This is a genomic window from Streptomyces spinosus, assembly GCF_020400655.1.
Lineage (GTDB): Bacteria > Actinomycetota > Actinomycetes > Streptomycetales > Streptomycetaceae > Streptomyces > Streptomyces argyrophylli.
Genome location: NZ_JAINRC010000009.1, coordinates 341,599 through 367,866 on the forward strand (window position 1 = coordinate 341,599; position 26,268 = coordinate 367,866).

Below are 26,268 nucleotides of genomic sequence, written 5' to 3' on the forward strand. Positions count from 1 at the left end.
CGACGACCATGACGTCTTCGACCCCTTCGAACCCCTCCGGCTCCGCGCGGCCCTCCAAGCGGGACCGTGCCGAGGCGCTGCCCGAGGAACTGCGGGAGGCGCTGCGGCGGCGGCTCGCCGGACGGGCCGGCGGCACGGCCCCGGCCGCCCGGCAGGGCATCCCGCGCGCCGACCGCGACCGCCCGCTGCCGCTGTCGTCCGCGCAGCAGCGGCTGTGGTTCCTGGACCGGCTGCGCCCCGGCGACGCCCGCTACAACAGCGCCGTCGCCCTCCGCCTGACCGGCGCGCTGGACCACACGGCGCTGAGCGAGGCGCTCGCCGCCGTCGTCGCCCGGCACGAGGCCCTGCGCACCGAGTTCGAGGAGACCGACGGCCTGCCGGTGCAGCGCGTCCGCCCGGCGGGCCCGGTGCCGCTGCCGGTGCGGGACGCCGGCGACCTGGACGCGGACCTGCTCGGGGAGTACTCCCGCCCCTTCGACCTGCGGCACGGGCCGCTGCTGCGCGCCCTGCTGCTGCGCGAGTCGGCGACCTCGCACGTCCTGCTGCTGACCGCCCATCACATCGTCACGGACGGCTGGTCGATGGGCGTGGTCCTCGACGAGCTGTGCACCGCCTACGACGCCCTCGCGCGCGGCACCCGGCCGGACCTGCCCCCGGTCGCCACGCAGTACCCGGACTTCGCGGTGTGGCAGCGCGAACAGCTCTCCGGTCCCCGCCTCGAACGCCATCTCGACCACTGGAGACGGCAGCTGGCGGGTGCGGTGGCACCCGAACTGCCCCTGGACCGGCCCCGGCGCGGCGAGGAGGCGGGCGCGGGCGCCGTCCACACCTTCACCGTCCCCGCCGCCCTCACCGCACGGCTGCGCGACCTCGCCGCGGAACAGCACAGCACCCTCCACACCGCCCTGGTCGCCGCCACCCAGGCCCTGCTGGCCCGCTGGTCCGGCCAGGACGACATCACGGTCGGCTCCCTCACCCCCGGCCGGTCCCGCACCGACCTCGAACGGACCGTCGGCTTCTTCGTGAACACCGTCGTGCTGCGCACCCCGGTGGACGCGTCCGGTTCCTTCCGCGACCTGCTCGCCAGGACGGCCGGCACGGTCAACGACGCCTTCGCCCACGGCGACACCCCGTTCGAGCGGGTCGTGGAGGCCGTCGGCGCACCCCGCGAGGCGGGCCGCAACCCGCTGTTCGACGTGATGGTCCTGCTGCACCCCGACCCGCCCGCCGCGACCGCCCCGCACGGCCTCGCCACCACCCCGGTCACCGTGCCCCGGCAGGCGGCCACCTTCGACCTGAGCATCGAGTTCGTGCCCGACGGCACGGGTCTCGCCGGTCTGCTGGAGTACCGCACCGACCTGTTCGACCCGGCCACGGCCGAGCGGCTCGCCGGGCAGCTGCTGCGCCTGCTGGAGGGCGCGGCCGAGGCACCGGACCGCCCGCTGGGCGCCCTGCCGCTGCTGTCCGAGGACGAGACACGGCGTGTCCTGCGCGACTGGAGCACCGGCCCCCGGCACGCCGTGGACGACCTCGTCCACCCGGAGGTCTTCGAGCGCCGGGCGGCCCGCACCCCAGGCGCCCTCGCCCTCGTCGCGGGCGGCGAACGGCTGGACTACGCCACCCTCAACGCCCGCGCCAACCGGCTCGCCCACCACCTCATCGCGCTCGGCGCCGGCCCCGAACGGCTGGTCGCGCTGCGGCTGCCGCGCACCGCGGACATGATCACCGCCATCCTCGCCGTCTGGAAGTCCGGCGCCGGCTACCTGCCGCTGGACCCGGCCCTCCCCGAGGAGCGCGTCCGGTACCTGCTGGACGACACCCGCCCGGCCCTGGTCCTGGACGAGGCCGCCCTGCGCGCCGTACCCGCGGGCGCCCCGGACACCGACCCCACCGACGCCGACCGGCGCGCGCCGCTGGACCCCGGGCACCTCGCGTACGTCATCCACACCTCCGGCTCCACCGGCCGCCCCAAGGGTGTCGCCGTGTCCCACCGCTCGGCGGCGCACCTGCTGGCCGCGCACCGGGCCGGGTTCGTCGCCGAGGCGGGCGGCGGCCCGCTGCGGGTCGCGCTCACCGCGTCCTTCTCCTTCGACACCTCCCTCGAAGGCGTCCTGCTGCTGGCCGACGGCCACCCGCTGCACCTGGTCGACGAGACCACCCGGATGGACCCGGCCGCCCTGGTCGCGTACGTCGTCGACAACCGCGTCGACTTCCTCGACGTCACCCCGTCCTACCTGCGCCAGCTGCTGCCCGCCGGGCTGCTCGCCGACCCCCGGCACCGCCCCCGGGTCCTCATGCTCGGCGGCGAGGCGGTCGGGCCCGCGCTCTGGCGTGAACTGGCCGCCCACCCCGACGTGACCGCCCACAACTTCTACGGCCCCACCGAATGCACCGTCGACGCGCTGTCCTGCCGCATCCAGGGCGACCGCCCCCTGGTCGGCCGCCCCCTGGCCGGGGTGCGTGCCTACGTGCTGGACGACCGGCTCCGCCCGGTGCCGCCCGGTGTCGGCGGCGAACTGTACCTCGCGGGCCCCCAGCTGGCCCGGGGCTACACCGGCCGCCCCGGCCTGACCGCCGCCCGCTTCCTCGCCGACCCCTACGGGCCGCCCGGCACCCGCATGTACCGCACCGGCGACCTGGCCCGCTGGACCCCCGACGGCCGCCTGGACTACCTGGGACGCGCCGACGACCAGGTCAAGGTGCGCGGCCACCGCATCGAGCCCGGCGAGATCGAGGCCGCCCTGCTCGCGCTGCCCGGCATCGCCGCCGCGGCGGTCGCCGCCGTACCCGACGCGCACGGCCACACCCGCCTCGCCGCCTACGTCGTCCCCGCGCCCGGCGCGCCCCGCCCCGTCCCCGCCGACCTGCGCGCGGCCCTGCGCCGGGTGCTGCCCGACGCGCTGGTGCCGTCCTCCTTCACCCCGCTGGACGCGCTGCCGCTGACCACCAGCGGCAAACTCGACCGCCGTGCCCTGCCCGCGCCCGAGACCACCGTCGCAGAGCGGGAGTTCGTCGCTCCCCGTACGCCGGAGGAGGAGACGCTGTCCGCCGTGTGGGCCGAGGTGCTCGGCGTGGACCGGGTCGGTGTCACGGACAACTTCTTCGAGCTGGGCGGCGACTCGATCCTGAGCATCCAGGCCGTCTCCCGGGCCCGCGCGGCGGGCCTCGGGATCGGCTCGCAGGACGTCTTCCGGCACCAGACGGTCGCCGACCTGGCCGCCGCCGCGGCCCGCCGCGCCCCCGGCCTGCCCGCGCCCCGGCGCCCCCGCGAGGACGGGCCCGCCCCGCTCACCCCGGTCCAGGAGTGGTTCTTCGCCACACACGGCCCGCTGCGGCACTTCAGCATGTCGATGCTGCTCGACCTGCCCCAGGACCTCGACGAGCCGGCACTGCGACGGGCGCTGGACGCCGTGGTGGACGCGCACCCCGCCCTGCGCGCCCGCTTCAGCCGCACCGGGGACACCTGGCGGCAGCACCCCGGCACCGGCCCGGCCGGCGGACTGCTGACCCGCCACGGCCCCGGCACCCCGCCCGCCGAGGCCGCCGACGCCGCCCGCGCCGCCCTGGACCCGGCCACCGGGACGCTGCTGCGCGCGGCCCTGCTCACCGGCGAGGGGCGCCCGCGCCTGTTCCTCACCGCCCACCACCTGGCCGTCGACAGCGTCTCCTGGCGGGTGCTGCTCACCGACCTGGCGCAGGCCTACCGGCAGGCCGCGGCCGGGGAGGAACCCCGGCTGGAGCCCGAGCACACCCCGTTCGCCGACTGGGCGCGCGACCTGGCCGAGCGGGTGCGGGCCGGCGGCCTGGACGACGACCTGCCCCACTGGACGCGGGAGACCGCGCCGCCGCGCACCCCGCTCCCCGTCGACCTGCCCGGCACCCCGCTCGCCGGGTCCGTGCGCACCGTCCGCACCCGGGTGGACCGGGCCACCACCGAGGCGCTGCTGCGGCGGGTGCCGGGCGTCTACCGCACCCAGGTCAACGACGTGCTGCTGAGCGCGCTCGCCCGGGTGCTGGCCGACTGGACGGGCGAGGACCGGGTGACCGTCGCCCTGGAGGGCCACGGCCGGGAGGAGGAACTGGCCGAGGGCGCCGACCTGTCACGCACGGTCGGCTGGTTCACCACCCAGTACCCGGTCACCCTGACCCCGGCGGGTCCGCGGGACTGGGGAGCCACCCTCAAGGCCGTCAAGGAGCGGCTGCGCGCCGTGCCCCGCCGCGGTCTCGGCTACCAGGCCCTCGGCCACCTCGGCTCGCCCCGGCCCGAGGCGCGAGCCCTCGGTCAACTCCCTCTGCCCCAGGTCTGCTTCACCTACCACGGCCAGTGGGAGGCGCCCGCCGGCGGGGACTTCGCACCCGTCGCCGACGTGCCCGGCCAGGACATGGACCCCGGGGCGCCGCTGGACCACCTCCTCGACGTCTCCGCGCTGGTCGCCGACGGCGAACTGGAGATCACCTGGCACTACAGCGACCAGGTGCACCGGGCCGGCACCGTACGGCGGCTGGCCGACGGCATGGTGCGGGCGCTCGCCGCCGTCGCCGAGCACTGCGCCCGGCCCGGCGCGGGCGGCCGTACCCCCTCCGACTTCCCGCTGGCCCGGCTGGACCAGGCCGGCGTGGACCGCCTGGCCGGCGACGGCCGGGACGTGGAGGACCTGCTGCCGCTCACCCCGCTCCAGGAGGGCATGCTCTTCCACCGGCTGGTCGGCGGACCCGACGACGTGTACCTCGACCAGGCCGCGCTCCTGCTCGACGGGGTGGGCGACCCCGACGCCCTCGCCCTGGCCTGGCAGCGCGTGACCGACCGCACGCCCGCGCTGCGCACCTCGGTGGTGTGGGAGGACGTGCCGGTGCCGCTCCAGGTCGTGCACCGCCGTGTCACCGTGCCCGTGGAGCACGTGGACTGGCGGGAGGTGGAGGCGGGGGAGCGGGCCGAGCGGCTGGACCGGCTGCGCGCCGACGACCTCGCGCGCGGCCTGGACCTCGGCACGGCCCCGTTGATGCGGCTCACGCTCGTCCGGCTGCCCGGGGAACGGCTCCAGCTGCTGTGGACCTCCCACCATCTGATCCTGGACGGCTGGAGCCTGGCCCAGGTGCTCACCGACGTCTTCGAGGAGTACACGGCGCTCACCACCGGCACCGGGCACCGGCCCCCGGTACGGCGGCCGTTCGCCGACTACGTGCGCTGGCTGGCCGGCCAGGACACCGAGGCCGCGACGGCGCACTGGCGGACCGTCCTCGCCGGATTCGCCACCCCCACCCCGCTGCCCGCCGACCGCGTCCGCCGCCCCGGCCACGAGACCCGTTCCGCGGGCGTGCACACGGCCGGGCTCTCCGCGGAGGTCTCGGCCCGGCTGGCGCGCACCGCCCGCGCGGCGGGACTCACCCTCGGCACCGTGGTGCAGGGCGCCTGGGCGCTGCTGCTGTCCCGCTACGGCGCCGAGCGGGACGTGCTGTTCGGGACCACCGTCTCCGGACGCCCCGACGACCTGCCCGGCGTCGAGTCGATGGTCGGCATGTTCATCAACACCCTGCCCACCCGCGTCCGCGTGGACGGCGGCCGTACCGCCACCGCCTGGCTCCGGGAGCTCCAGGAGGCGCAGGCCGAGGCACGGCGGTACGCCGCGGTGTCCCTCGCCGAGCTGACCTCGCTGAGCGACGTACCCGCCGGCAGCCCCCTGTTCGACAGCATGGTGGCCTTCGAGAACTACCCCTTCGACCAGGCCCGTTCGGCCGGCACCGGGATACGCCTGGCGGACGTGTCCGCCCGCGACGCCACCAACTACGCCCTCGTGCTGCGCGCCTACCAGGGCGAACGGTTCGGCTTCGACCTCGCCTACGACCCCGCTCTGTTCGACGCCGCGACCGTGCGCGCCCTCGCCGGCCGGCTGTGCCTGCTGCTGACCGAGCTGGCCGACGACCCGGACCGGCCCGTGCGCGCGCTCGCCTGGACGACCGCCGAGGAGCGGCGCCGGATGCTGGCCGACTGGAACGGCACCGAGGAGGGCCGGCCCGCCGACACCCTGGACGCCCTCTTCACCGCCCAGGCCGCCCGCACCCCGCACGCCGAGGCCGTCGCCTGCGGCGACGACCGGCTGGACTACGCCACCCTGGACGCGCGTTCCGGACGGCTCGCCCACCGGCTCGCCGAACTCGGCGCCGGGCCCGAGACGTTCGTGGCGCTCGCGCTGCCCCGCTCCACCGACCTCGTCGTGGCCGTCCTCGCCGTCCTCAGGACCGGCGCCGCCTACCTGCCCGTCGACCCCGCGCTGCCCGCCGAGCGCGTCCGGGACCTGCTCGCCGACGCCGCGCCGGTGATGGTGGTGACCACCACCGGCACCGCCGTCGACACGGCCGTGCCGGTCCTGCGGCTGGACGACCCGGGCGTCCGCGCCGACCTGGCCCGCCGCCCGGCCGCCGGCCCGGTCCGCCGCGCGCTGCCCGAGAGCCCCGCGTACGCCATCTTCACCTCCGGCTCCACCGGCCGGCCCAAGGGCGTCGTCGTCCCGCACGCCAACGTGGTCCGGCTGTTCACCCGCACCACGCCCTGGTTCGGCTTCGGACCCGACGACGTGTGGACCCTGTTCCACTCCTACGCCTTCGACTTCTCGGTGTGGGAGCTGTGGGGCCCGCTGCTGCACGGCGGCCGGCTCGTCGTCGTCCCCGAGGACACCGCCCGCTCCCCGGAGGACTTCCTGCGCCTGCTCGCCGACGAGCGGGTCACCGTCCTCAACCAGACCCCCTCCGCCTTCTACCCGCTGATCCGCGCCGACGCCGAACTGCCCGACGTCAGCGCGCGGCTGGCGCTGCGCACGGTGGTCTTCGGCGGCGAGGCCCTGGACGTGGCCCGGCTCGGCGACTGGTACGCCCGCCACCCGGACACCGCGCCCCGCCTGGTGAACATGTACGGCATCACGGAGACGACCGTGCACGTCACCTACGCCGCGCTGGACCGCCGCGCGGCCCGCGCCGGCACCGCGAGCCCCATCGGAACGGGCATCCCCGACCTGCGGCTGTACGTCCTGGACGACGCGCTGGGGCCGGTGCCGCCCGGCGCCGTCGGCGAGCTGTTCGTCGCCGGCGAGGGCCTGGCCCGCGGCTACCTGAACCGGCCCGGCCTCACCGCGACCCGCTTCCCCGCCGACCCGTTCGGCCGGCCCGGCACGCGCATGTACCGCACCGGCGACCGGGCCCGCTGGCGGGCCGACGGCACCCTGGAGTACCTGGGCCGCGCCGACCAGCAGGTCAAGATCCGCGGCTACCGCATCGAGCCGGGGGAGATCGAGGCGGCCCTCCACCGCCACCCGGGCGTGGGCGCGGCCACCGTCGGCGTGTACGAGGACTCCGCCGGCACCCGCCGGCTGGTCGCCCACGTCGTCGGCACCGGCAGCGGCGACCGCGTCCTGCCGCCGCCGTCCGCCGCCGAACTCCGCGCGCACCTGGAGGGGTTGCTGCCCGCGCACATGGTGCCGGCCGCGTACGTGCCGATGGCCGCGCTGCCGCTCACCGTCAACGGCAAGCTCGACCGGCGCGCCCTGCCCGCGCCCGGCCCCGACGGCTTCGCCGCCGACGGCACCCGGACCCCGCCGCGCACCCCGGCCGAGCGGCTGGTCGCCGCGGCGTGGGCGGACGTCCTGGACGCCGGGGAGGTCGGCGCCGACGACGACTTCTTCGCGCTCGGCGGCGACTCCATCCTCGCCGTCCGCGTCACCTCCCGGCTGCGCGCCGCCTTCGGCACGGACGTCTCGCCCCGGCTGCTGTTCACCCACCCCACGCTGTCCGCCCTCGCGGCGGCGCTGGGCGAGCCCCGGGACGGAAGCACCGCGGACGGCATCCCGGCCACCGGCCCGGACACCCCGGCACCCCTGTCGTACGCCCAGCAACGCCTGTGGTTCCTCGACCGGTTCGAGCCGGACAGCACCGAGTACACGACCCTGTCCGTGCTGCGGCTGCGCGGCCCGCTCGACACCCCGGCGCTGCGCACCGCCCTGGACGGCCTGGTCGCCCGGCACGAGTCGCTGCGCACCACGTTCACCGAACAGGACGGCCGAGCCCGGCAGTCCGTCCGCCCCGCACACCCCGTGGACCTGCGGGTCGACGACCTCGCCGAGCCCGGCACGGAAAGCGCCCTGGACGCCCTCCTGGAGCGCGAGGCCGCCACCCCCTTCGACCTGGCCACCGGGCCGCTGTTCCGCGTCCGCCTGGTCCGCTGCGCCGCCGACGAACACGTCCTCGTCCTCGCCCTGCACCACATCGTCACGGACGGCTGGTCCGCCGGTGTACTCGCCCGCGACCTGGGCGAACTGTACGCGGCGGCCCTGGAGGACCGCCGTCCCGACCTGCCCGCCCTGCCGGTCCGCTACGCCGACTACGCCACGTGGCAGCGCGCCCGCGCCGAACGGGCCGGAGCCGAACTGGACTACTGGCGCACCGCGCTGGACGGCGTCACCCCGCTGGAGCTGCCCACCGACCGGCCCCGCCCGGCCGTCCGCACCCGCGACGGCGCCCTGGTGACCTTCACCCTGCCCGCCGCGCTCACCGAGCGGCTGCGCGAGCGGGGCCGGGAGGCCGGCGCCACCCTCTACATGACGCTCGTGGCCGCCTGCCAGGTCCTGCTCGCCCGCTGGGCCGGCCAGGAGGACGTCACCGTCGGCACGGTCACCGCCGGCCGGGAACGGCCCGAACTGCACGACGTGGTCGGCATGTTCGTCAACACGCTGGTGCTGCGCGCCCGGGTCCGCCCCGACCTGCCCTTCCGCGAGCTGCTGGCCGAGGTGCGCGACACCGTCCTGGAGGCGTCCGCCCACCAGGAGGTGCCCTTCGAGCGCGTGGTGGACGCCCTCCAGCCCGAGCGGGACACCAGCCGCACCCCGCTGTTCCAGGTCATGGTGGCCCTGCACAACCTCGGCGCCGCACCGCCCCGGCTGCCCGGCCTTGCGGTGGAGCCGGTCACCCCGCCGGTCCGCAACGCCACCTTCGACCTCGCCTTCGACTTCACGGAGACCGACGGCGCACTCACCGGCTACCTGGAGTACAACACCGGCCTCTTCGACGCCGGCACCGCCGAACGCCTGGCCGCCCGGCTGCGCGTCCTGCTGGAGGCCGCCGCCGAGGACCCGCAGCGGGCAGTGGGCCGCCTGCCGCTGATGACCGAGGACGAACGGCGCCAGGTGCTGCGGTACGGGCAGGGCGCCCGGCTGCCCGAGCCGGACACCACCTTCCCCGCCCTGTTCGAGGAGCGGGCCGCCCGCGGCCCGCACCACACCGCGCTGGTGGCCCGCGACACCACCCTGGACTTCGCCGCGCTGAACGAGCGCGCCAACCGGCTGGCCCACCACCTGATCGCCCGGGGCGCCGGCCCCGAGGACGTGGTCGCCGTACGGCTGCCGCGCACCTCCGGCCTGGTAGTGGCGGTGCTCGCGGTCCTCAAGGCGGGCGCGACCCTGCTCTGCCTGGACCCCGGACTCCCCGAGGAGCGGGTGGACCTCCTGCTCGCCGACGCCCGGCCGCACACCCTGCTGACCGGCCTGGGCGAGGTGCCCTGGGACCGGCTCCCCGCCCACGACCCGGCCGACACCGACCGCGTCCGGCCCCTGCGGCCCGAGCACACCGCCTACATCGTCTACACCTCCGGCTCCACCGGCCGACCCAAGGGCGTCGCCGTCGAGCACCGGCAGCTCGTCAACCTGTGCCACGACCACCGGGCGGGCCTGCTCGCCCCGCACACCGGCGGCGGGCGGCGGCTGCGGGCCGCGCTCAGCGCCTCCTTCTCCTTCGACACCTCCTGGGAAGGGCCGCTGCTCCTCGCCCTCGGCCACGAGGTCCACCTCGTCGACGAGGACGTACGCCTGGACCCGCAGGCGTTCTGCGCCCAGGTCGCCGCCCACCGCCTCGACCTGGTGAACGTCACCCCGTCCTTCCTGCGCGAACTGACCGCCGCCGGCCTGCTCGCCCCCGGCCGCCACCACCCCCGCCTGCTGCTCGTCGGCGGCGAGGCCGTCACCCCGGCCGACTGGCGCGCACTCGTCCGGGCCGAGGAGCGGTCGGACGTGAGCGTGTACAACATGTACGGCCCCACCGAGTGCACCGTCGACGCCGTCTACGGCCGCTTCGCCGACCGGCCCGACCGCCCCGTCATCGGCCGCCCCGGCGGCAACCTGCGCGCGTACGTCCTCGACGGCGCCCTGCGGCCGGTGCCGCCCGGCGTGCCCGGCGAGCTGTACCTGGCCGGCGCCCAGGTGGCCCGCGGCTATCTCAACCGGCCCGGGCTCACCGCCGCCCGCTTCCTCGCCGACCCCTTCGGGGCACCGGGGGAGCGGATGTACCGCACCGGGGACCGGGTCCGCTGGGACCGGGAGGGACTGCTGGAGTTCCTGGGCCGGGTGGACGAGCAGGTCAAAATCCGCGGGTTCCGCATCGAGCCGGGCGAGGTCGAGGCCGCCCTCCTGGCCCACCCGGACGTCGCCGACGCAGCCGTCGCCGTGCGCGACCACGCCGGCCGCCCCATGCTCGTCGGCTACGTGGTGCCGGCCGCCGGCCGGACGCCGTCCGCCGACGACCTGCGCCTCGCCCTGCGCCGTACCCTGCCCGGCCACATGGTGCCCGCGGCGTTCGTCCCGCTGGCCCGCGTCCCCCGCACCACCAGCGGCAAGACCGACCGGCGCGCCCTGCCCGCCCCGCCCGCGCAGCCCGACAGCACCACCCCGTACGTCGCCCCCCGGCCCGGCGCGGAGGAGCGCCTGGCCGCGATCTGGGCCGAGGTGCTCGGCGTCGAACGCGTCGGCGCGCGCGACAACTTCTTCGCGCTCGGCGGCGACTCCATCCTCAGCATCCAGATCGTCTCCCGCGCCCGGCAGACCGGACTCGCCCTCACCACCAAGGACGTCTTCCGCCACCAGACGGTCGCCGAACTCGCCCTGCGCGTCACGGAGTCGGCGCCCGCTCCCGCCGCCGCGCAGGAGACCGGCGAGGCACCGCTGACCCCGATCCAGCACTGGTACCTCGACGGCCGCGACCCCGGCCGACGGCTCCGGTTCACCATGACCCAGCGCCTGGAACTCGCCGCCGGCACAAACGAGCCGGCGCTGCGCACCGCCGCCGACGCCCTCGTCGACCACCACGCCGCCCTGCGCACCCGCTTCCGCCACACCGCCGACGGCTGGCGCCAGGAGGTGCTGCCCGAGGCACCGGACGGAGTCTTCACCCGGCACGACGCCACCGGGCTGGACGACACGGCACTGGAGAACGAGGTCCAGCGGCTCACCGAGGAGGCGCAGGCCGCGCTCGACCCCGTCGAGGGCCGGGTCGTCCGCGTCCTCTTCTTCGACCGGGGCCCCCGGCGGGCGGGCCAACTCGTGATCACCGCCCACCACCTGGTGATCGACGGTGTGTCCTGGCGCATCCTGCTCGCCGACCTGGAGACCGCCCACGCGGCCGCCGCGGCCGGCCGGCCCTGCGAACTGCCCGCCACGGGCACCTCCTACGGCACCTGGGCCGCCCGGCTCGACCGGCACACCCGCTCCGGCGCCCTGGACGCGGACCTGCCGTACTGGACGCGCGCCGCCGCGGCCCCGGCCGGGCTGCCCGCCGGACGGCCCGGCCCCAACACCCACCGCACCGCCGCCACCCTCACCGTCACGCTGGAGGCGGAGACGACCGACGCCCTGCTGCGCCAGGTACCGGAGGTCTACCGCACCCAGGTCAACGACGTCCTGCTCAGCGCCCTCGGCCGCACCCTGACACGCTGGTGCGGGCGTGACACCGTCCTGCTCGGCGTGGAGGGGCACGGCCGGGAGGACCTGTTCGCGGACGTCGACCTGGCACGGACCGTCGGCTGGTTCACCGCCGAGTTCCCGCTCGCCCTGCGCGTCGGCCCGGACGCCGGCTGGCACGACACCCTCCGCTCGGTCAAGGAGCAGCTGCGCGCGGTACCGCTGCGCGGCCTGAGCCACGGCGCCCTGCGCCACCTCCTGCCGGGCAGCCCCCTCACCGGCGCCCCGGCACCGCTGATCGGGTTCAACTACCACGGCCAGTGGGACGCGGACGGCACCGGCGGGCTGCTGCGCGGCTCCCTGCCCCCGGCCGGCCGGGACACCGACCCCGACGAACCCCGCCCCTACCTGCTGGACGTCACCGGAGTGGTCCAGCGGGGCCGCCTCGAACTCGGCTGGACCTACCCGGCGGCCGTCTACGACGAGGCCACCGTCCGCCGGCTAGCCGACGAGACGCTCGCGGCCCTCCGGGACATCGTGGCGCACTGCGCCCGACCCGGAGCGGGCGGCCGTACGCCCTCCGACTTCCCGCTCGCCGGCCTCGGCCAGGACCAGCTGGACCGGCTCGTCGGCACCGGCCGGCACGTCGAGGACGTCCTGCCGCTCACCCCGCTCCAGTCCGGCATGCTCTTCCACGGCCTCGTGGACACCGAGCACGCCTACTTCGACCGTACGGCCGTACGCCTGTCCGGCGTGGCCGACCCGCGCGCGTTCGCCGCCGCCTGGCAGCAGGTCGCCGACCGCACCCCGGTACTGCGCAGCAGCGTGCACTGGCAGGGCCTGCCCCACCCGGTCCAGGTGGTCCACCGGCACGCCGAGCTGCCCGTCACCCACCTCGACTGGCGGGCGCTGACACCCGAGCGGCGCGCGGCGGCCACCGAGCGGCTGCTCGCCGAGGACCGCGCGGCGGGCATGGACCTCACCGCCGCGCCGCTGACCCGCCTCACCCTGGCCGCCCTGCCCGGCGACGAGGTGCTGCTGGTCTGGTCGACGCACCACATCGTCCTGGACGGCTGGAGCACCGGGCAGCTCCTCACCGAGGTGTGCGAACGCTACGCCGCCCTCACCGGCGGCCCCGACCCGGCACCCCCGGTACGGCGGCCCTTCGCGGACTTCCTGCACTGGCTGCGCGACCAGGACGAGCGGGCCGCCGAGCGGTACTGGGCCGACGCCCTGGCCGGGTTCACCGCCCGCACCCCGCTGCCGTACGACCGCACGCCCGCCGAGGCCCACCGCGCCCGCTCCGCCGCCGCCGTTCACCAGGAACTGGACGCGCGGGTCTCGCGCCGGCTGCGGGAGGGCGCCGCCCGCGCCGGACTCACCGTCAACACCGTCGTGGAGGGGGCCTGGGCGCTGCTGCTGGCCCGCTCCAGCGGCCGGGACGACGTGGTGTTCGGCACCACGGTGTCCGGCCGCCCGGCCGAACTGCCCGGCGTCGAAGGCATGATCGGCATGTTCATCAACACCGTGCCGGCCCGGGTCCGCGTCCCCGCCGGGCCCGTGCTGCCGTGGCTGCGCGGCCTCCAGGACCGGCAGAGCGACGCCCGCCGCTTCGACTTCCTCGCCCTGCCCCGCATCCAGGCCGTCAGCGAGGTCCCGCCCGGAGAAGCGCTGTTCGACAGCATGGTGGTGTTCGAGAACTACCCCGTGGACGAGTCGGCCACGGCCCGCACCGGCGTCCGCGTCGAGGAGGTGCGCGCCGACGACGCCACCACCTTCCCCTGGTGCCTGCGCGCCCATCTGGCCGAACGGCTCGCCTTCGACCTGGCCTACGACCCCGCCCTGTTCGACCCCGAGACCGCCGAGCGCGCCGCGGGCCGGCTGGCGGCCCTGCTCACCGCCCTCGCCGACGGGTTCGACACCGACCTGGCCGCCCTGGACCTGCTCACCCCCGGCGACCGCGACCTGCTGGCCGCGTGGAACACCACCGCCCGCCGGGCCGCCCCGCGCAGCCCGGTGGACCTGTTCGCCGAGCAGGCCCGCCGCACCCCGGACGCGGTCGCGGTCAGCGACGGCGCACGCGAGCTGACGTACGGTCAACTAAGCGACTGGGCGTCGTCGCTGGCCGCCCGGCTGGTGGCCGGCGGGCTGGCGGCCGAGGAGCGGGTGGCGCTGCTGATGGACCGCTCCGCCGAACTCGTCGTCGCCCAGCTCGCCGTGCTCATGGCCGGCGGCGCCTACGTCCCCGTCGACACCCGGGCCCCCGAGGAGCGCCGCCGCACCCTGCTCGCCCAGGCGGGCGCGACCGTCCGGCTCACCCCGGCCGAGGTGACCGCCGCCCGCACCGGCGCCGGCACGCAGCAGGAGCCGGCACCGGCCGCCGACCCCGACCGGCTGGCGTACGTGATGTTCACCTCCGGCTCCACCGGCCGGCCCAAGGCCGTCGCCGTACGGCACCGGGACGTGGCGGCACTCGCCACCGACAGCCGCTTCGCCGACGGCGCGTGCGCGCGGGTGCTGCTGCACTCGCCGGTGGCCTTCGACGCCGCCACCTTCGAGGTGTGGGCGCCGCTCCTGAACGGCGGGCGCGTCGTCGTGGCCCCGGACGGCGGCGTGGACGCGGCCCTGGTGCGCCGGCTGGCCGGCGACGGCGAGCTGACGGCCCTGTGGCTGACCGCCGGACTGTTCCGGCTGCTCGCGCAGGACGCCCCCGACTGCTTCCGCGGCCTGAGGCAGGTGTGGACCGGCGGCGACGTCGTCCCCGCCCCGGCCGTGCGCCGGGTGCTGGCCGCGTGCCCCGGCCTGACCGTCGTCGACGGCTACGGCCCCACCGAGACCACCACCTTCGCGACCTCCTGCGCCCTCACCGACCCCGCGGCCGTGCCCGGCACCGTCCCCATCGGCCACCCGCTGGACGACATGCGGGTGCACGTCCTCGACGCCCGGCTGCGGCCCGTACCGCCGGGCTGCCCCGGTGAGCTGTACGTGGCGGGCGAGGGCGTCGCCCGCGGCTATCTGGGCCGCCCCGGAGACACCGCGGCCCGCTTCCTCGCCGACCCCTGCGGCCCGCCCGGCACCCGGATGTACCGCACCGGCGACCTGGCCCGGCGACGGCCGGACGGCACCGTCGAGTTCCTCGGCCGCGCCGACGACCAGGTGAAGATACGCGGCTTCCGGGTGGAGCCCGGCGAGGTCGAGGCCGCCCTCGCCGCCCACCCGGGCGTCGCGGACGTCGCCGTGCTGGCCCGCGAGGACCGGCCCGGTGCCAGACGGCTCGTGGCCTACGTCGTCGGACCGGCCGGACAGGACGCCGAAGAGCTCCGGGAGTTCGCCGCCCGCACCCTGCCGGACTACCTCGTCCCCGGTGCCGTCGTCCCGCTCGCCGCCCTCCCGCTCAGCCGCAACGGCAAGGTCGACCGCGCGGCGCTGCCCGCGCCCGAGGCCCTGCCGGGCCGCACCCGGGTCGAGCCCCGCACCGAGGCCGAGCGCCGCACGACGGCCGTCTTCGGCGAGGTGCTGGGCAGCGAACCGCCCGGCGTGGAGGACGACTTCTTCCAGCTCGGCGGCGACTCCATCCTCAGCATCCGGCTCGCCTCCCGGCTCGCCGAGACCTTCGACACCGACGTCACCCCGCGCGCGGTGTTCAGCCACCCCACCCCGGCGGGACTGGCCCGGCTGCTCGACGCCCGGCGGGGCACCGGCCGGTCGGCGATCACCCCGGCCGGCCGGGACGGGGCCGCGCCGATGTCGTACGCCCAGCAACGCCTGTGGTTCCTGGAGGAGTTCGCCCCGGGCGGCGCCGAGTACGTGACCGCGCTCGCCCTCCGGCTGCGCGGCGACCTGGACACCGGCGCGCTCCGCGCCGCCCTGACCGCCCTGGCGGCCCGGCACGAGTCGCTGCGCACCACCTTCGACAGCGTCGACGGGCACGGCGTCCAGCGCGTCCACCCGCCCCACGACGTGCCGCTGCCCGTGCGCGACCTGTCACGCACCGCCGACCCCGAATCCGCCCTGCGCGGACTGCTCGCCGAGGAACGCTCCCGCCCCTTCGACCTGCGTCAGGGCCCGCTGCTGCGCACCGGTCTGATCCGGCTCGCCGAGAACGACCACGTGTTCACGCTCACCCTGCACCACATCGTCACCGACGGCTGGTCCACCTCCGTCCTGCTCGGCGACCTCGCCCACCTCTACCGCGCACAACTGGGCGCCGAACACGGTGAACTGCCGGCGCTGCCGGTGCGGTACACCGACTACGCGCGCTGGCAGCGCGGCACCGGGGACGCCGGCGCCGACGAGCACCTCGCCTACTGGAAGCAGCAGTTGGCGGACACCCAGCCGCTGGAGCTGCCCACCGACCGGCCCCGGCCGGCGGTGCGCACCAGCGCCGGCGCGACCACCCGGCTGGTGGTGCCCGCCCCGGCCGTCCGGCGGCTGACCCGGCTCGCCCGCGACCACGGCACCACCCTGTTCACCACGCTCGTCGCCGCGGCCCAGGCCTACCTCGCCCGGCTCTCCGGCGCCGAGGACATCACCGTGGGCACCGTCGCCTCCGGCCGCGAGCGGCCCGAGACGCAGGGGCTCGTCGGGTTCTTCGTCAACACCCTGGTGCTGCGCTCCCGGGCCGGCGCGGAGGAGCCGTTCACCGACTTCCTCACCGCCGTACGGCAGACCGTCCTCGACGCCTTCGCCCACCAGGACGTGCCGTTCGAACGGGTCGTGGACGCGGTGGACCCGGTCCGCGACACCAGCCGTAGTCCCCTCTTCCAGGTCATGGTCGTCCTCCAGAACACCCCGTCCGCCGGTCTCGACCTGCCCGGCCTGGACGTCACCGACGTCGAACCGGAGTCCGAGCAGGCCGCGTTCGACCTCACCCTGGAGTTCGCCGAGACCGGCGACGGAGCCCTGCACGGCCTGCTCACCTACAACACCGACCTGTTCGACCCGGCCACCGCCGACCGGATGGCCGGACAGCTCGGCACCCTGCTGCACGCCGTCGCCGAGGACCCGGACCGCCCGCTCGGCGCCCTGCCGCTGGCCACCGGCGACGAGCTGAAGACCCTGCTCGACCAGGGCCGCGGCACCTTCCGCCCGGTGCCCGAGACCACCCTGCCCGCCCTGTTCGAGCGGCAGGCGGCGCGTACCCCGGACGCGGTCGCGCTGGCCGACGGCGACCGGGAGCTGACCTACGCGGAGGTGGACCGGGCGGCCAACCGGCTGGCCCACCGGCTCGTCCGGGACGGCGTCGGACCGGAGCGCGTGGTCGCCCTGGCGCTGCCCCGCTCGGCGGCGACGGTCGTGGCCCAGCTCGCCGTCGCCAAGGCCGGGGGCGCCTTCCTGCCCGTCGACCCCGCCTACCCGCCGCAGCGCAGGGACTTCATGATCCGGGACGCGGGCGCCCACCTGGTCCTCGCCGACCCGGCCCAGGTGTGGGCCGCCGACGGACCGGACACCGCACCCACGGACCCCGACCGCACCGCGCCCCTCACCCCCGCCCACCCCGCCTACGTCATCTACACCTCCGGCTCCACCGGCACCCCGAAGGGCGTGGTGGTCACCCACCGGGGCCTCGCCTCCTTCGCCGCGGCGGCCGCCGAGCAGTACGCGGCCGGCCCCGGCGACCGGGTCCTGCAGTTCGCCTCGCCCAGCTTCGACGCCTCCGTGCTGGAGCTGTGCGTCTCCCTGCTCAGCGGGGCCGCGCTGGTCACCGGCGAGGAGGGACCGCTGGTCGGGGAGCGGCTGGCGGAGGTGCTCGCCGAGCGCCGCGTCAGCCACGCCCTGATCCCCCCGGCGGCGCTGGCCACCGTCCCGGCGGAGACCGCCGCCGCCCTGCCCCGCCTGCGCACGCTCATCGTGGGCGCCGAGGCCTGCCCGGCCGACCTGGTCGACACCTGGGCCCCCGGCCGCAGGATGATCAACTCCTACGGGCCGACCGAGGCCACCGTCGTCGCCACCTGGACCGGCCCGCTCACCCCCGGCACCGGCGCCCCGTCCATCGGACGCCCCGCCGGCGGCATCGGCGTCCGCGTGCTGGACGCCGCCCTGCGTCCCGTACCACCCGGCGTGACCGGAGAGCTGTACCTCGCCGGACCCGGGCTGGCCCGCGGCTACCTGGGCCGGCCGGGACTCACCGCCCAGCGGTTCGTCCCCGACCCGTTCGGCGCGCCGGGGGAGCGGATGTACCGCACCGGGGACCTGGTCCGCTGGTCCGCCGACGGCCGGCTCCGGTTTGCCGGACGCGCCGACGACCAGGTCAAGCTGCGCGGCTTCCGCATCGAGCCCGGCGAGATCGAGAGCGCGCTGCGGCGCAGCCCGCTGGTGCGGGACGCGGTCGTGGCCGTACGCGCGGGGGAGACGCCGGACGCGCCGTCCCGGCTGGTCGCCTACGTGGTTCCGGCCGAGGGGGGCGCCGCGGACGCGCCGGCGACCGGTCCGTCCGACGCCGGCCGGCCCACCGCCGGCGCGCCGCGGCTGCCCGTCGGGGAGTTGCGGCTGCACCTGGCCGGGCTGCTGCCCCCGCACATGGTGCCGTCCGTCTTCGTGCCGCTCGACCGGCTGCCGCTCACCCCGAACGGCAAGACGGACCGGCGGGCCCTGCCCGCTCCCGGGCCCGCGCGGCACGAGGACGGCCCGAAGACCGCGCCGCGCAGCGACACCGAACGCCGGATCGCCCGCATCTGGGCCGATGTCCTGGGCATCGACGAGGTCGGCGCCGACGACAACTTCTTCGCGCTCGGCGGCGACTCCATCCTGAGCATGCAGGTCGTCTCCCGGCTGCGCCGCGACGGCCTGCACGTGGCCACGCGCGACCTGTTCACGCACCAGACCGTGGCCGCCCTCGCCACCGTGGTCCGCGCCGCGCCCGGGCGGTCCGGGGACGGCCCGGTCACCGGCGAGGTGCCGCTCACCCCGATCCAGAAGTGGTTCCTGACCACCCCGCGCGCCGCACACCACCACTTCAACCAGTCGGCTCTGCTGGAACTGGACGGCACCCCCGACCCGCGGGCGCTGCGCGCCGCCCTGGACGCGCTGCTGGAGCACCACGACGCGCTGCGCATGCGGTTCACCCGGGACGCCGACGGCTGGCACCAGTTCAACCCGCCGCCCGCCGCCGGTCCCGGCATCCTCGTCCACCACGACCTGACCGGGCTGTCCGCCGAGGAGGCCGACGCCGCCATGGCCAAGGCCGCCGACGAACTGCACGCCGGCTTCGACCTGGCCCGGGGCCCGCAGCTGCGCGCGGCCCTGTTCACCGGGGAGCCCGGCCGGCCCGCGTTCCTCCTCCTCGTCGCCCACCACCTGGTCGTGGACGCCGTCTCCTGGCGCATCCTGCGCGACGACCTGGAAACCGCCTACCAGCAGGCCCTCGAGGGCGCGACGGTCACGCTGGGGGAGCGCGGCACCAGCTTCCGCGCCTGGTCGCGAGGGCTGGCCGCGTACGTCGCCGAAGGCGGCCTCGACCACGAACTGCCGTACTGGGAGCAGGCGGTGGACACCGAGCCCGCGCCACCCGCACCCGCCGCCACCGGACCGGCCGCCACCGTCAGCGTGGAACTCGGCGAGGAGGACACCGAGGCCCTGCTGCGCTCGGCACCCACCGCCTACCGCACCCGGGTCAACGACGTGCTGCTCACCGCCCTCACCCTGGCGCTGGCCCGCTGGACCGGACGCGACCGGGTCCGCCTGGACCTGGAGGGCCACGGCCGCGAGGACCTGCTGGACGGGGTGGACCTGTCCCGCACCGTCGGCTGGTTCACCACCGTGTACCCGGTCGCCGTCCAGGTGCCCGACCCCGGCGACCTCGGCTCCGACCGCGACTGGCGGTCCCTGGTGAAGGCGGTGCGCCGCCAGCTGCGCGCCGTACCCGGCAACGGCATCGGCTTCGGCGCGCTGCGCACCTTCGGGCCGCCCGAGGTCCGCGAACGCCTCGGCGCCGGCGCACACAGCCAGGTGGTGTTCAACTACCTCGGGCAGTGGGACGCCCGCCCCGAGACCGTGTCGGGCGGCCTGGTCCGCGCCGAGCACGGCTCCCTCGGGCAGGACCACGACCCCCGGGACCCCGGCTCGCACCTGCTGGAGGTGGTGGGCGCGGTGCAGCACGGCCGGCTCGCCTTCACCTGGCACCACCGGCCCGGCGTCCACGACACCGCGACCGTACGGCGGGTGGCCGAGGAGTTCGCCGAGGCCCTGCGGCACATCGCCCGGCACGCCAGGGGAGGCCGGTGACGCACTTCCGGCCCCGCGAGGCCCCGTACCGGCGCACCACCCCCCGGTACGGGCCGCGCGCACCCCGCGCCCCGACCGCCCGCCCCCACCCGGCACCAGCACACCCCGACCCGATCCCCGAGGAGACCGACATGGACGAGAACACCCGCTACCAGGTGCTGCGCAACGACGAGGAGCAGTACTCCCTCTGGCCCGCCGACATCGAGGTGCCCGCCGGCTGGGAGCCCGTCGGCAAGGAGGGCACCGAGGCCGAGTGCTCCGCGTACGTCGACGAGGTCTGGACCGACATGCGGCCCAAGAGCCTGCGCGAGCGCATGGAGAACGCCGGCGCCTGACGCCCGCGCGTCCGCCACGCCGGGCCGCCCCCCCACAGGGCGGCCCGGCACCTCCCCTCCCACTCCTCCCCCCACGCGTCGCCGGTCGCCCGGCACCCGCCGCACCGCATCACTACCGAGGAGTCCGCCATGACGTCCGTGACCCCCGTCCTGCACACCGAACGCCTGGAGTTCCTCCCCTACCGGCCCGAACACGAGGACGCCTTCGTCGCCCTGCTGCGCGACGAGGAGGTGTGCCGCTGGATGGGCCAGGAACGCGTGCCCGAGCAGCAGATCCGCGAGCTGTTCCGCGCGATCCTCACCGACGTCTACCCCCAGCGCCGCTTCGACGTGTGGGGCCTGTGGCACGCGGGCGTGTACGTCGGTCACGCGGAGGTGAAGCCGACCGGCAACGTCGACGGCCACGAACTCGTCACCGCGCTCGCCCCGGGGCACTGGGGGCGCGGACTGGGCGGCGAGGCGGTACGCGGACTGCTCCGCCACGCCGCCGACAATCTCGGACTCACCGAGGCGTACGGCATGGTCGGCGCCGACAACACCGCCAGCCTGGCCATGTGCCGCCGCCTGGGTTTCCGCCACGTCCGCGACGTCGTGGGGGACGACGGCACGGTGACCAAGCTGGTGGTCATCTCCACCAAGGAGCCGGGGGAGCCGGCGGTCGCCGAGGGGGCGGGCGCGGCGGCCGTCGAGGATCCCGTGTGAGCCCCGGCGCGCCCCGATGCGCCGACGCCGCTACCGACGGACCGCCGCCGGCACGCGCCCCCGCGTGGCGGTCCGCCGCGAGCCGGTCCGCCTACAGCCGTACCGCGACGGACGCCGTCCCCGCACGGCCGTCCGCCCCGGCCGGCGTCCTGTCCGGCGGGCCTGGCGGCGGGGACGCGCCGCGGCCCGCCTCGTCCGCCTGCCCAGGGGACACCGCCGCCGGCGGCCGGTTCACGGGGCGTGTCCACCCTTCCCGCTCGCCCCCGCCCGTCGGCGGTCGCCCTCCGCCAGGTGTGGCCGGGCGCGTCCGCCCAGCGCGGTTCACAGGGGCTGCGCAGGCGGCTCATACGCGCTGTAATGGCGACGTGGTGAGTGAGGGCGCTGCGATCAGCGGGACGAGAACGGCGCCGCAGCGTGCCGAAGCCGCCCTCGCGTCGCTGATGGCGTCGCCGGCCACACCCGACCGGCTGCGCCGGGTGCTCGAACAGGCGCTCGTGTTCGCGGGCGCGTCCTTCGCCGGGGTGTACACGCCCGGCGACGACGCCACCGAACTCTGCCTCGCCGAGTCGGCCGGTCTGCCCCGCACCCTGTACGGCCTGCGGGACTGCTACCCGGCCGCCGGCACCTCCCCGGTCGCCGAGGCGCACCGCACCGGACTCCCGCGCTGGCTGGGCCCCGCCGAACTGGCCGCCGGCGCCGACTCCCGCCGTACCCCGTCCCCGGACTTCTCCGTGGCCGTCCTGCCGCTCGGCCCGGCGGGCGGCGGCTGTCTGCTGGCCGTCGGAGAGCAACCGGGCGGCTTCGGGACCGACGACCGGACCAGCCTGGAGCTGATCGCCCGCGCCGTGGCCGTCCCCGCCCCCGCCGTCGCCCGGGACACCGGCGAGCTGACCGAGGACGCCTTCAGCCTGATCATGGACACCGGCCGGGTGGAGGCCGGCGGGGCGATCCTGCGGCTGTTCGGGATCGACCGGGAGAGCTTCGACGGCCGCGTGGAGACCCTGCTCGGCCGCGCGGTGCCGGAGGACCTGCCCGCGCTGATGTCGGTGGTCGAGGCCGACCACATGTCCATCGGCGACCGCGAGCTGGAGTTCCGCATCCTCCAGCCCTCCGGTCCGCCCAGGTGGCTGCGGTTGCGCGGCCGGCTGCTGCCCGGCGGCGAGGGCCGCTCCGCCCGGCTCGTCGGCACCGTCGCCGACGCCTCCAGCATGCGCTCCGACGTCACCGACGTCGCCCGCGTGCAGCGCCTCGCCGCCGCCCTCGCCACCGCCGGCACCGTCAAGGACGTCGGCCAGGCCGTCGTGGCCGCCCTGCGCAAGCCGCTGCGGGCCGACCGGATCGCCCTGGCCGAACTGGAGAACGACCGGCTGGTCGTCACCGTCCTCGACCCGCCCGAACCCGAGGCCTGGCCCGAGGTGTGGCGCAGCGAGTGGCGCACCGAATGGCCCGACGCGCCGGTGCGCGCCATGCCCACCCTGGCCGCCGCGCTGCGCGAGGGCCGCGCCAGGATCTGGCCCGCCGGCTCACCGCTGGAGCCCGCCCTCGCCGAGGTCGGACCGGGCGGCCTCGCCGTGCTGCCGCTGCCCGCCGGCAGCCGCATGGCCGGCGCCTGCCTGGTCGGCTGGGACCGCCCGCACGACTTCGCCCCCGACGAACGCGCCCTGCTCACCGCCTGCGCCGGCCTGACCGGCCAGGCCCTGCTGCGCGCCCACGCCTTCGACGCCGAGCACGAACTCGTCGGCATGCTCCAGCGCACCCTGCTGCCCCGCCGGCTGCCCCGGCTGCCCGGCGCGGTCGCCGTCGCCCGCTACCTGCCCACCACGGCCGGCCTGGAGGTCGGCGGCGACTGGTACGACGTGATCCCGCTGGCCGACAACCACGTGGCCCTGGTGATCGGCGACGTCCAGGGCCACAACGCGGGCGCCGCCACCCTGATGGGCCAGATGCGCACCGCGCTGCGCGCCTACGCCGCCGAGGGCCACCCCCCGGACGTCGTCGTGGCGCACGCCAACCGGCTGCTGCTGGACATGGAGACCGACCTCTTCGCCACCTGCGCCTACGTCGACGTCGACGTCGAGCAGGGCACCGCCTGGTGCGTCCGCGCCGGGCACGTGCAGCCGGTGCTGCGCCACCCGGACGGCACCGCCGAGATCGTGCGGGCGGAGGGCGGCCCACCGCTGGGGGTCCTCGCCCAGGCCGAGTTCCCGATGACCCCGCTGCGGCTCCAGCCCGGCACCGTGATCGCGCTGACCACCGACGGCCTGGTGGAGTCACCGGAGACCGACCTCGACGCCGGCATGGACCGGCTGGCCCGCGAACTGGCCGCCGCCGACCCCGCCCACCTCGGCCTGGTCGCCGACGCCCTGCTCACCGGCGCCCACCGCGACGACGACGTGGCGCTGCTGCTCATGCGCTACGACGGACTGGCGGTACGCCCGCTCCGGGAGAGCTGGACGGTGTGGCGGGTGCCGGAGGCGGTCCGGCACGCCCGCCGCTTCACCCGGCGCACTCTGCGTGCCTGGGGCGTGCCCGGGGACACGATCGACGCGGCCCTGCTGGTCGTGTCCGAACTCGTCACCAACGCCCTGGTGCACACCGGCGGCCAGGTGCGGCTCGATCTCAGCCTGGTCAACCACCGGCTGCGGCTCGCCGTCGCCGACACCTCCCCGCGCAGCCCCGTCAAGCCGACCAGCATCGGCTGGGAGGCCACCGGCGGCCGGGGCATCCTGCTGGTGGAGGCGGTGTCGGCGGCCTGGGGCACGGTCCCGGTCAGCGGCGGCAAACAGGTCTGGGCGGACCTCGGACCGGGCCGCTGACCCGCCACTCGGGTACGGGTGGCGGCGGTCCCGGCAGGTCGCGGTGGGCGCGCGGACCGGACCTGCCTAGGGTCGGTTGGCGTGTCGCACACCTTCGAAGAACTGGTCGCCAAGCAGCGCGCGGCCGCCGCCGCCCACGCCCAGGTGCAGGAACTGCGGGACGCCTACGGTCCGCCGGCCGAGCGGCGGATGACCGGCGCCCAGTCGGGCACCTACGAGACCGCCCTGCGGGCCTGGCGGGACCTCGCCCGCGAAGTGCAGACGGCGGTGAGCGAGTACGCCCGGCAGACCGGCCGGCCACGGGCCGAGGTCGAGGCGGAGGTGGAGCGGGCGGCGACGGAGGAAACGGACTGATCGACAGCCGGGCCCGGTCGTGCGCCGCGGCCCGGCCTGGCCGTGACCTGCGCTCCGGGCCGGCCGTGGGCGGGTGCCGGGCTCGGTCGTGGCCCGGGGCCGGGTCCGGTCGTGGGCTCGGTCCGGGGGTGGTCGTGCCCCGCAGCCGGGGCCTGGCCGCGCGCTCGGGCCGGGCCTTGGTCGCGGCCCACGGCTGCACCTGGCCAAGGTCGACGGCCGCACCTGGCCACGGCCCCCGGGCCCGCCCGGCCGAGACCCTCGACCGCACCTGCCGCCCGCCACCCACCGGCCCGTTCGGGTGGGCCCGCGCATCCGTCGCGTCGCGCCGGGTACCCGGTGGTCATGAACAACGCCATGTACGAAGCGGCCACGGGTGCCCAGGTCTTCGGTTACGCCCTGATCCTGATCGCCGGAGTGGCCTGCGTCGCGGGACTCATCTGGGCCTTCCGGCTGGGCTTCAAGGTGCGCGAGCGGGAGCCGGCGCCGCCGCGGCCCGACGAGCAGCCGAAGATGCCGCCGTCCGGGCCGGTGTACGAGACCCACGAGGTGCGTGAGCCCGACGAGGTGCCCCGGGCCGCCGACGAGGGCGAGCGCCTCACCCCCCACCAGCTCGGCAACGTCGGCACCAAGCGCGCCGACGACCAGCGCCGCCCCCGCTGGTCGCCCGGGTCCAGCGGGTCCTTCGGCGGTGGCGGAGGCGGCCGTACCTGACCCGGGGGCCGCACCCGGCCCGGTGCGCGGCGCCGCCGTGTTTGCGGGCCGCCCGCCCCGGGGACCCGGCGGGGCACACGGCTCACCCCGGGCCCGGGCGATCCCGCGAACGGCGCCCGCGGCGGGCGGAACGCAGAAGGAAGATGAACGACGTGACCGCGCATGCCAGTGAGAAACCGGCCGTACCCGACGCGGAGACGGACTGGGCCCAGGCCCGCCGCCGGCGCGACCGGGGAGTGCGCACCTGCGTGCCCGCCGTCCAGGACCGCGCCTCCGCGCAGTGGCAGGGCCCGGGCCCCGAGGACAACATCGTGCGCGGCGAGGACTGAACCCCGAGGGGACGACCGGACGTCGTCACGCCCCGCGGTCATACTCCGGTCATGAACCTGCTCGTCACCGGCGCCGCCGGCTTCATCGGCTCCCACTACGTGCGCGGGCTCCTCGCGGCCGACGCGCCGGACGCACCCCACATCACCGTGCTCGACAAGCTCACCTACGCGGGCACGCTCACCAACCTCCCCGTCGGCCACCCCCGGCTGGACTTCGTGCACGGGGACGTCTGTGACGCGGGCCTGGTCGGCGAACTGATGGCGGACGCCGACCAGGTGGTGCACTTCGCCGCGGAGTCGCACGTCGACCGGTCGATCGAGGAGGCCGGGGAGTTCGTCCGCACCAACGTGCTCGGCACCCAGACCTTGCTGGACGCGGCCCTGCGGCACGGCACCGGCCCGTTCGTGCACGTCTCCACCGACGAGGTCTACGGCTCCCTGCGGACCGGATCCTGGTTCGAGACCCAGCCGCTCGCGCCCAACTCGCCGTACGCCGCGTCGAAGGCCTCCGCCGACCTCATCGCCCTCGCCCACCACCGCACCCACGGCCTGGACGTGCGGATCACCCGCTGCTCCAACAACTACGGGCCGCGCCAGTTCCCCGAGAAGGTGATCCCGCTCTTCGTGACCAACCTCCTCGACGGCCTGCCCGTGCCGCTGTACGGCGACGGGCACCACGTCCGCGACTGGCTGCACGTCGACGACCATTGCCACGGCGTCGACCTGGTCCGCACGCAGGGCCGCCCCGGCGAGGTCTACCACCTCGGCGGCGGCACGGAGCTGACCAACAAGGAGCTGACCGGCCTGCTGCTGGAGGCGTGCGGGGCGGGCTGGGAACACGTGGTGCACGTGCCCGACCGCAAGGGCCACGACCTGCGCTACTCGCTCGACTGGAGCAAGGCCCGCGACGAACTCGGCTACCGGCCGCGCCGCGACTTCACCACGGGCCTCGCCGAGACGGTGGCCTGGTACCGCGCCCACCGGTCCTGGTGGGAGCCGCTCAAGCGGCGCACCGCCCGCTGAGCGGGCGGAGTCCGCCGCGGCCCGCACCCCCGGACCGGGGACGCCGGTCCGGGGGACGGCGCCC

Annotated in this window: 8 protein-coding genes; all 8 read left to right on the forward strand. The window is 76.5% G+C overall.

The genetic code is table 11. The annotated features are described in order from the left end of the window. Nucleotides 1-8: 8 nt before the first annotated feature. Nucleotides 9-19,934 carry a non-ribosomal peptide synthase/polyketide synthase gene (locus LG395_RS19445; protein ID WP_225810633.1) on the forward strand — a complete coding sequence of 6,642 codons (19,926 nt, stop codon included), beginning with the start codon at nt 9-11 and terminating at the stop codon, nt 19,932-19,934. A gap of 131 nt (nt 19,935-20,065) precedes the next feature. Next, nucleotides 20,066-20,269 (forward strand): MbtH family protein, encoded by a 204-nt coding sequence (locus LG395_RS19450; protein ID WP_171150454.1) that lies wholly within the window; start codon nt 20,066-20,068, stop codon nt 20,267-20,269. 129 nt (nt 20,270-20,398) lie between these two features. Next, complete coding sequence (locus tag LG395_RS19455; protein ID WP_171150453.1) at nt 20,399-20,971, forward strand: GNAT family N-acetyltransferase; 573 nt, start codon at nt 20,399-20,401, stop codon at nt 20,969-20,971. A gap of 365 nt (nt 20,972-21,336) precedes the next feature. Then, nucleotides 21,337-23,787, forward strand: a complete 2,451-nt coding sequence (locus LG395_RS19460) for a SpoIIE family protein phosphatase (RefSeq protein ID WP_372463440.1) — start codon at nt 21,337-21,339, stop codon at nt 23,785-23,787. Between the two features lie 81 nt (nt 23,788-23,868). After that, the gene (locus LG395_RS19465) at nt 23,869-24,141 is read left to right on the forward strand and encodes a hypothetical protein (protein ID WP_171150451.1); all 273 of its coding nucleotides are present in this window, start codon (nt 23,869-23,871) and stop codon (nt 24,139-24,141) included. A 354-nt stretch (nt 24,142-24,495) separates the two neighbouring features. Further along, nucleotides 24,496-24,852, forward strand: coding sequence for a DUF6479 family protein (locus LG395_RS19470; RefSeq protein ID WP_171159503.1), 357 nt, complete (start codon nt 24,496-24,498; stop codon nt 24,850-24,852). 143 nt (nt 24,853-24,995) lie between these two features. Beyond that, nucleotides 24,996-25,181 carry a hypothetical protein gene (locus LG395_RS19475; RefSeq protein WP_263982725.1) on the forward strand — a complete coding sequence of 62 codons (186 nt, stop codon included), beginning with the start codon at nt 24,996-24,998 and terminating at the stop codon, nt 25,179-25,181. A gap of 51 nt (nt 25,182-25,232) precedes the next feature. Continuing rightward, complete coding sequence (rfbB, locus tag LG395_RS19480) at nt 25,233-26,204, forward strand: dTDP-glucose 4,6-dehydratase (protein ID WP_225810637.1); 972 nt, start codon at nt 25,233-25,235, stop codon at nt 26,202-26,204. The last annotated feature ends 64 nt before the right edge of the window (nt 26,205-26,268 follow it).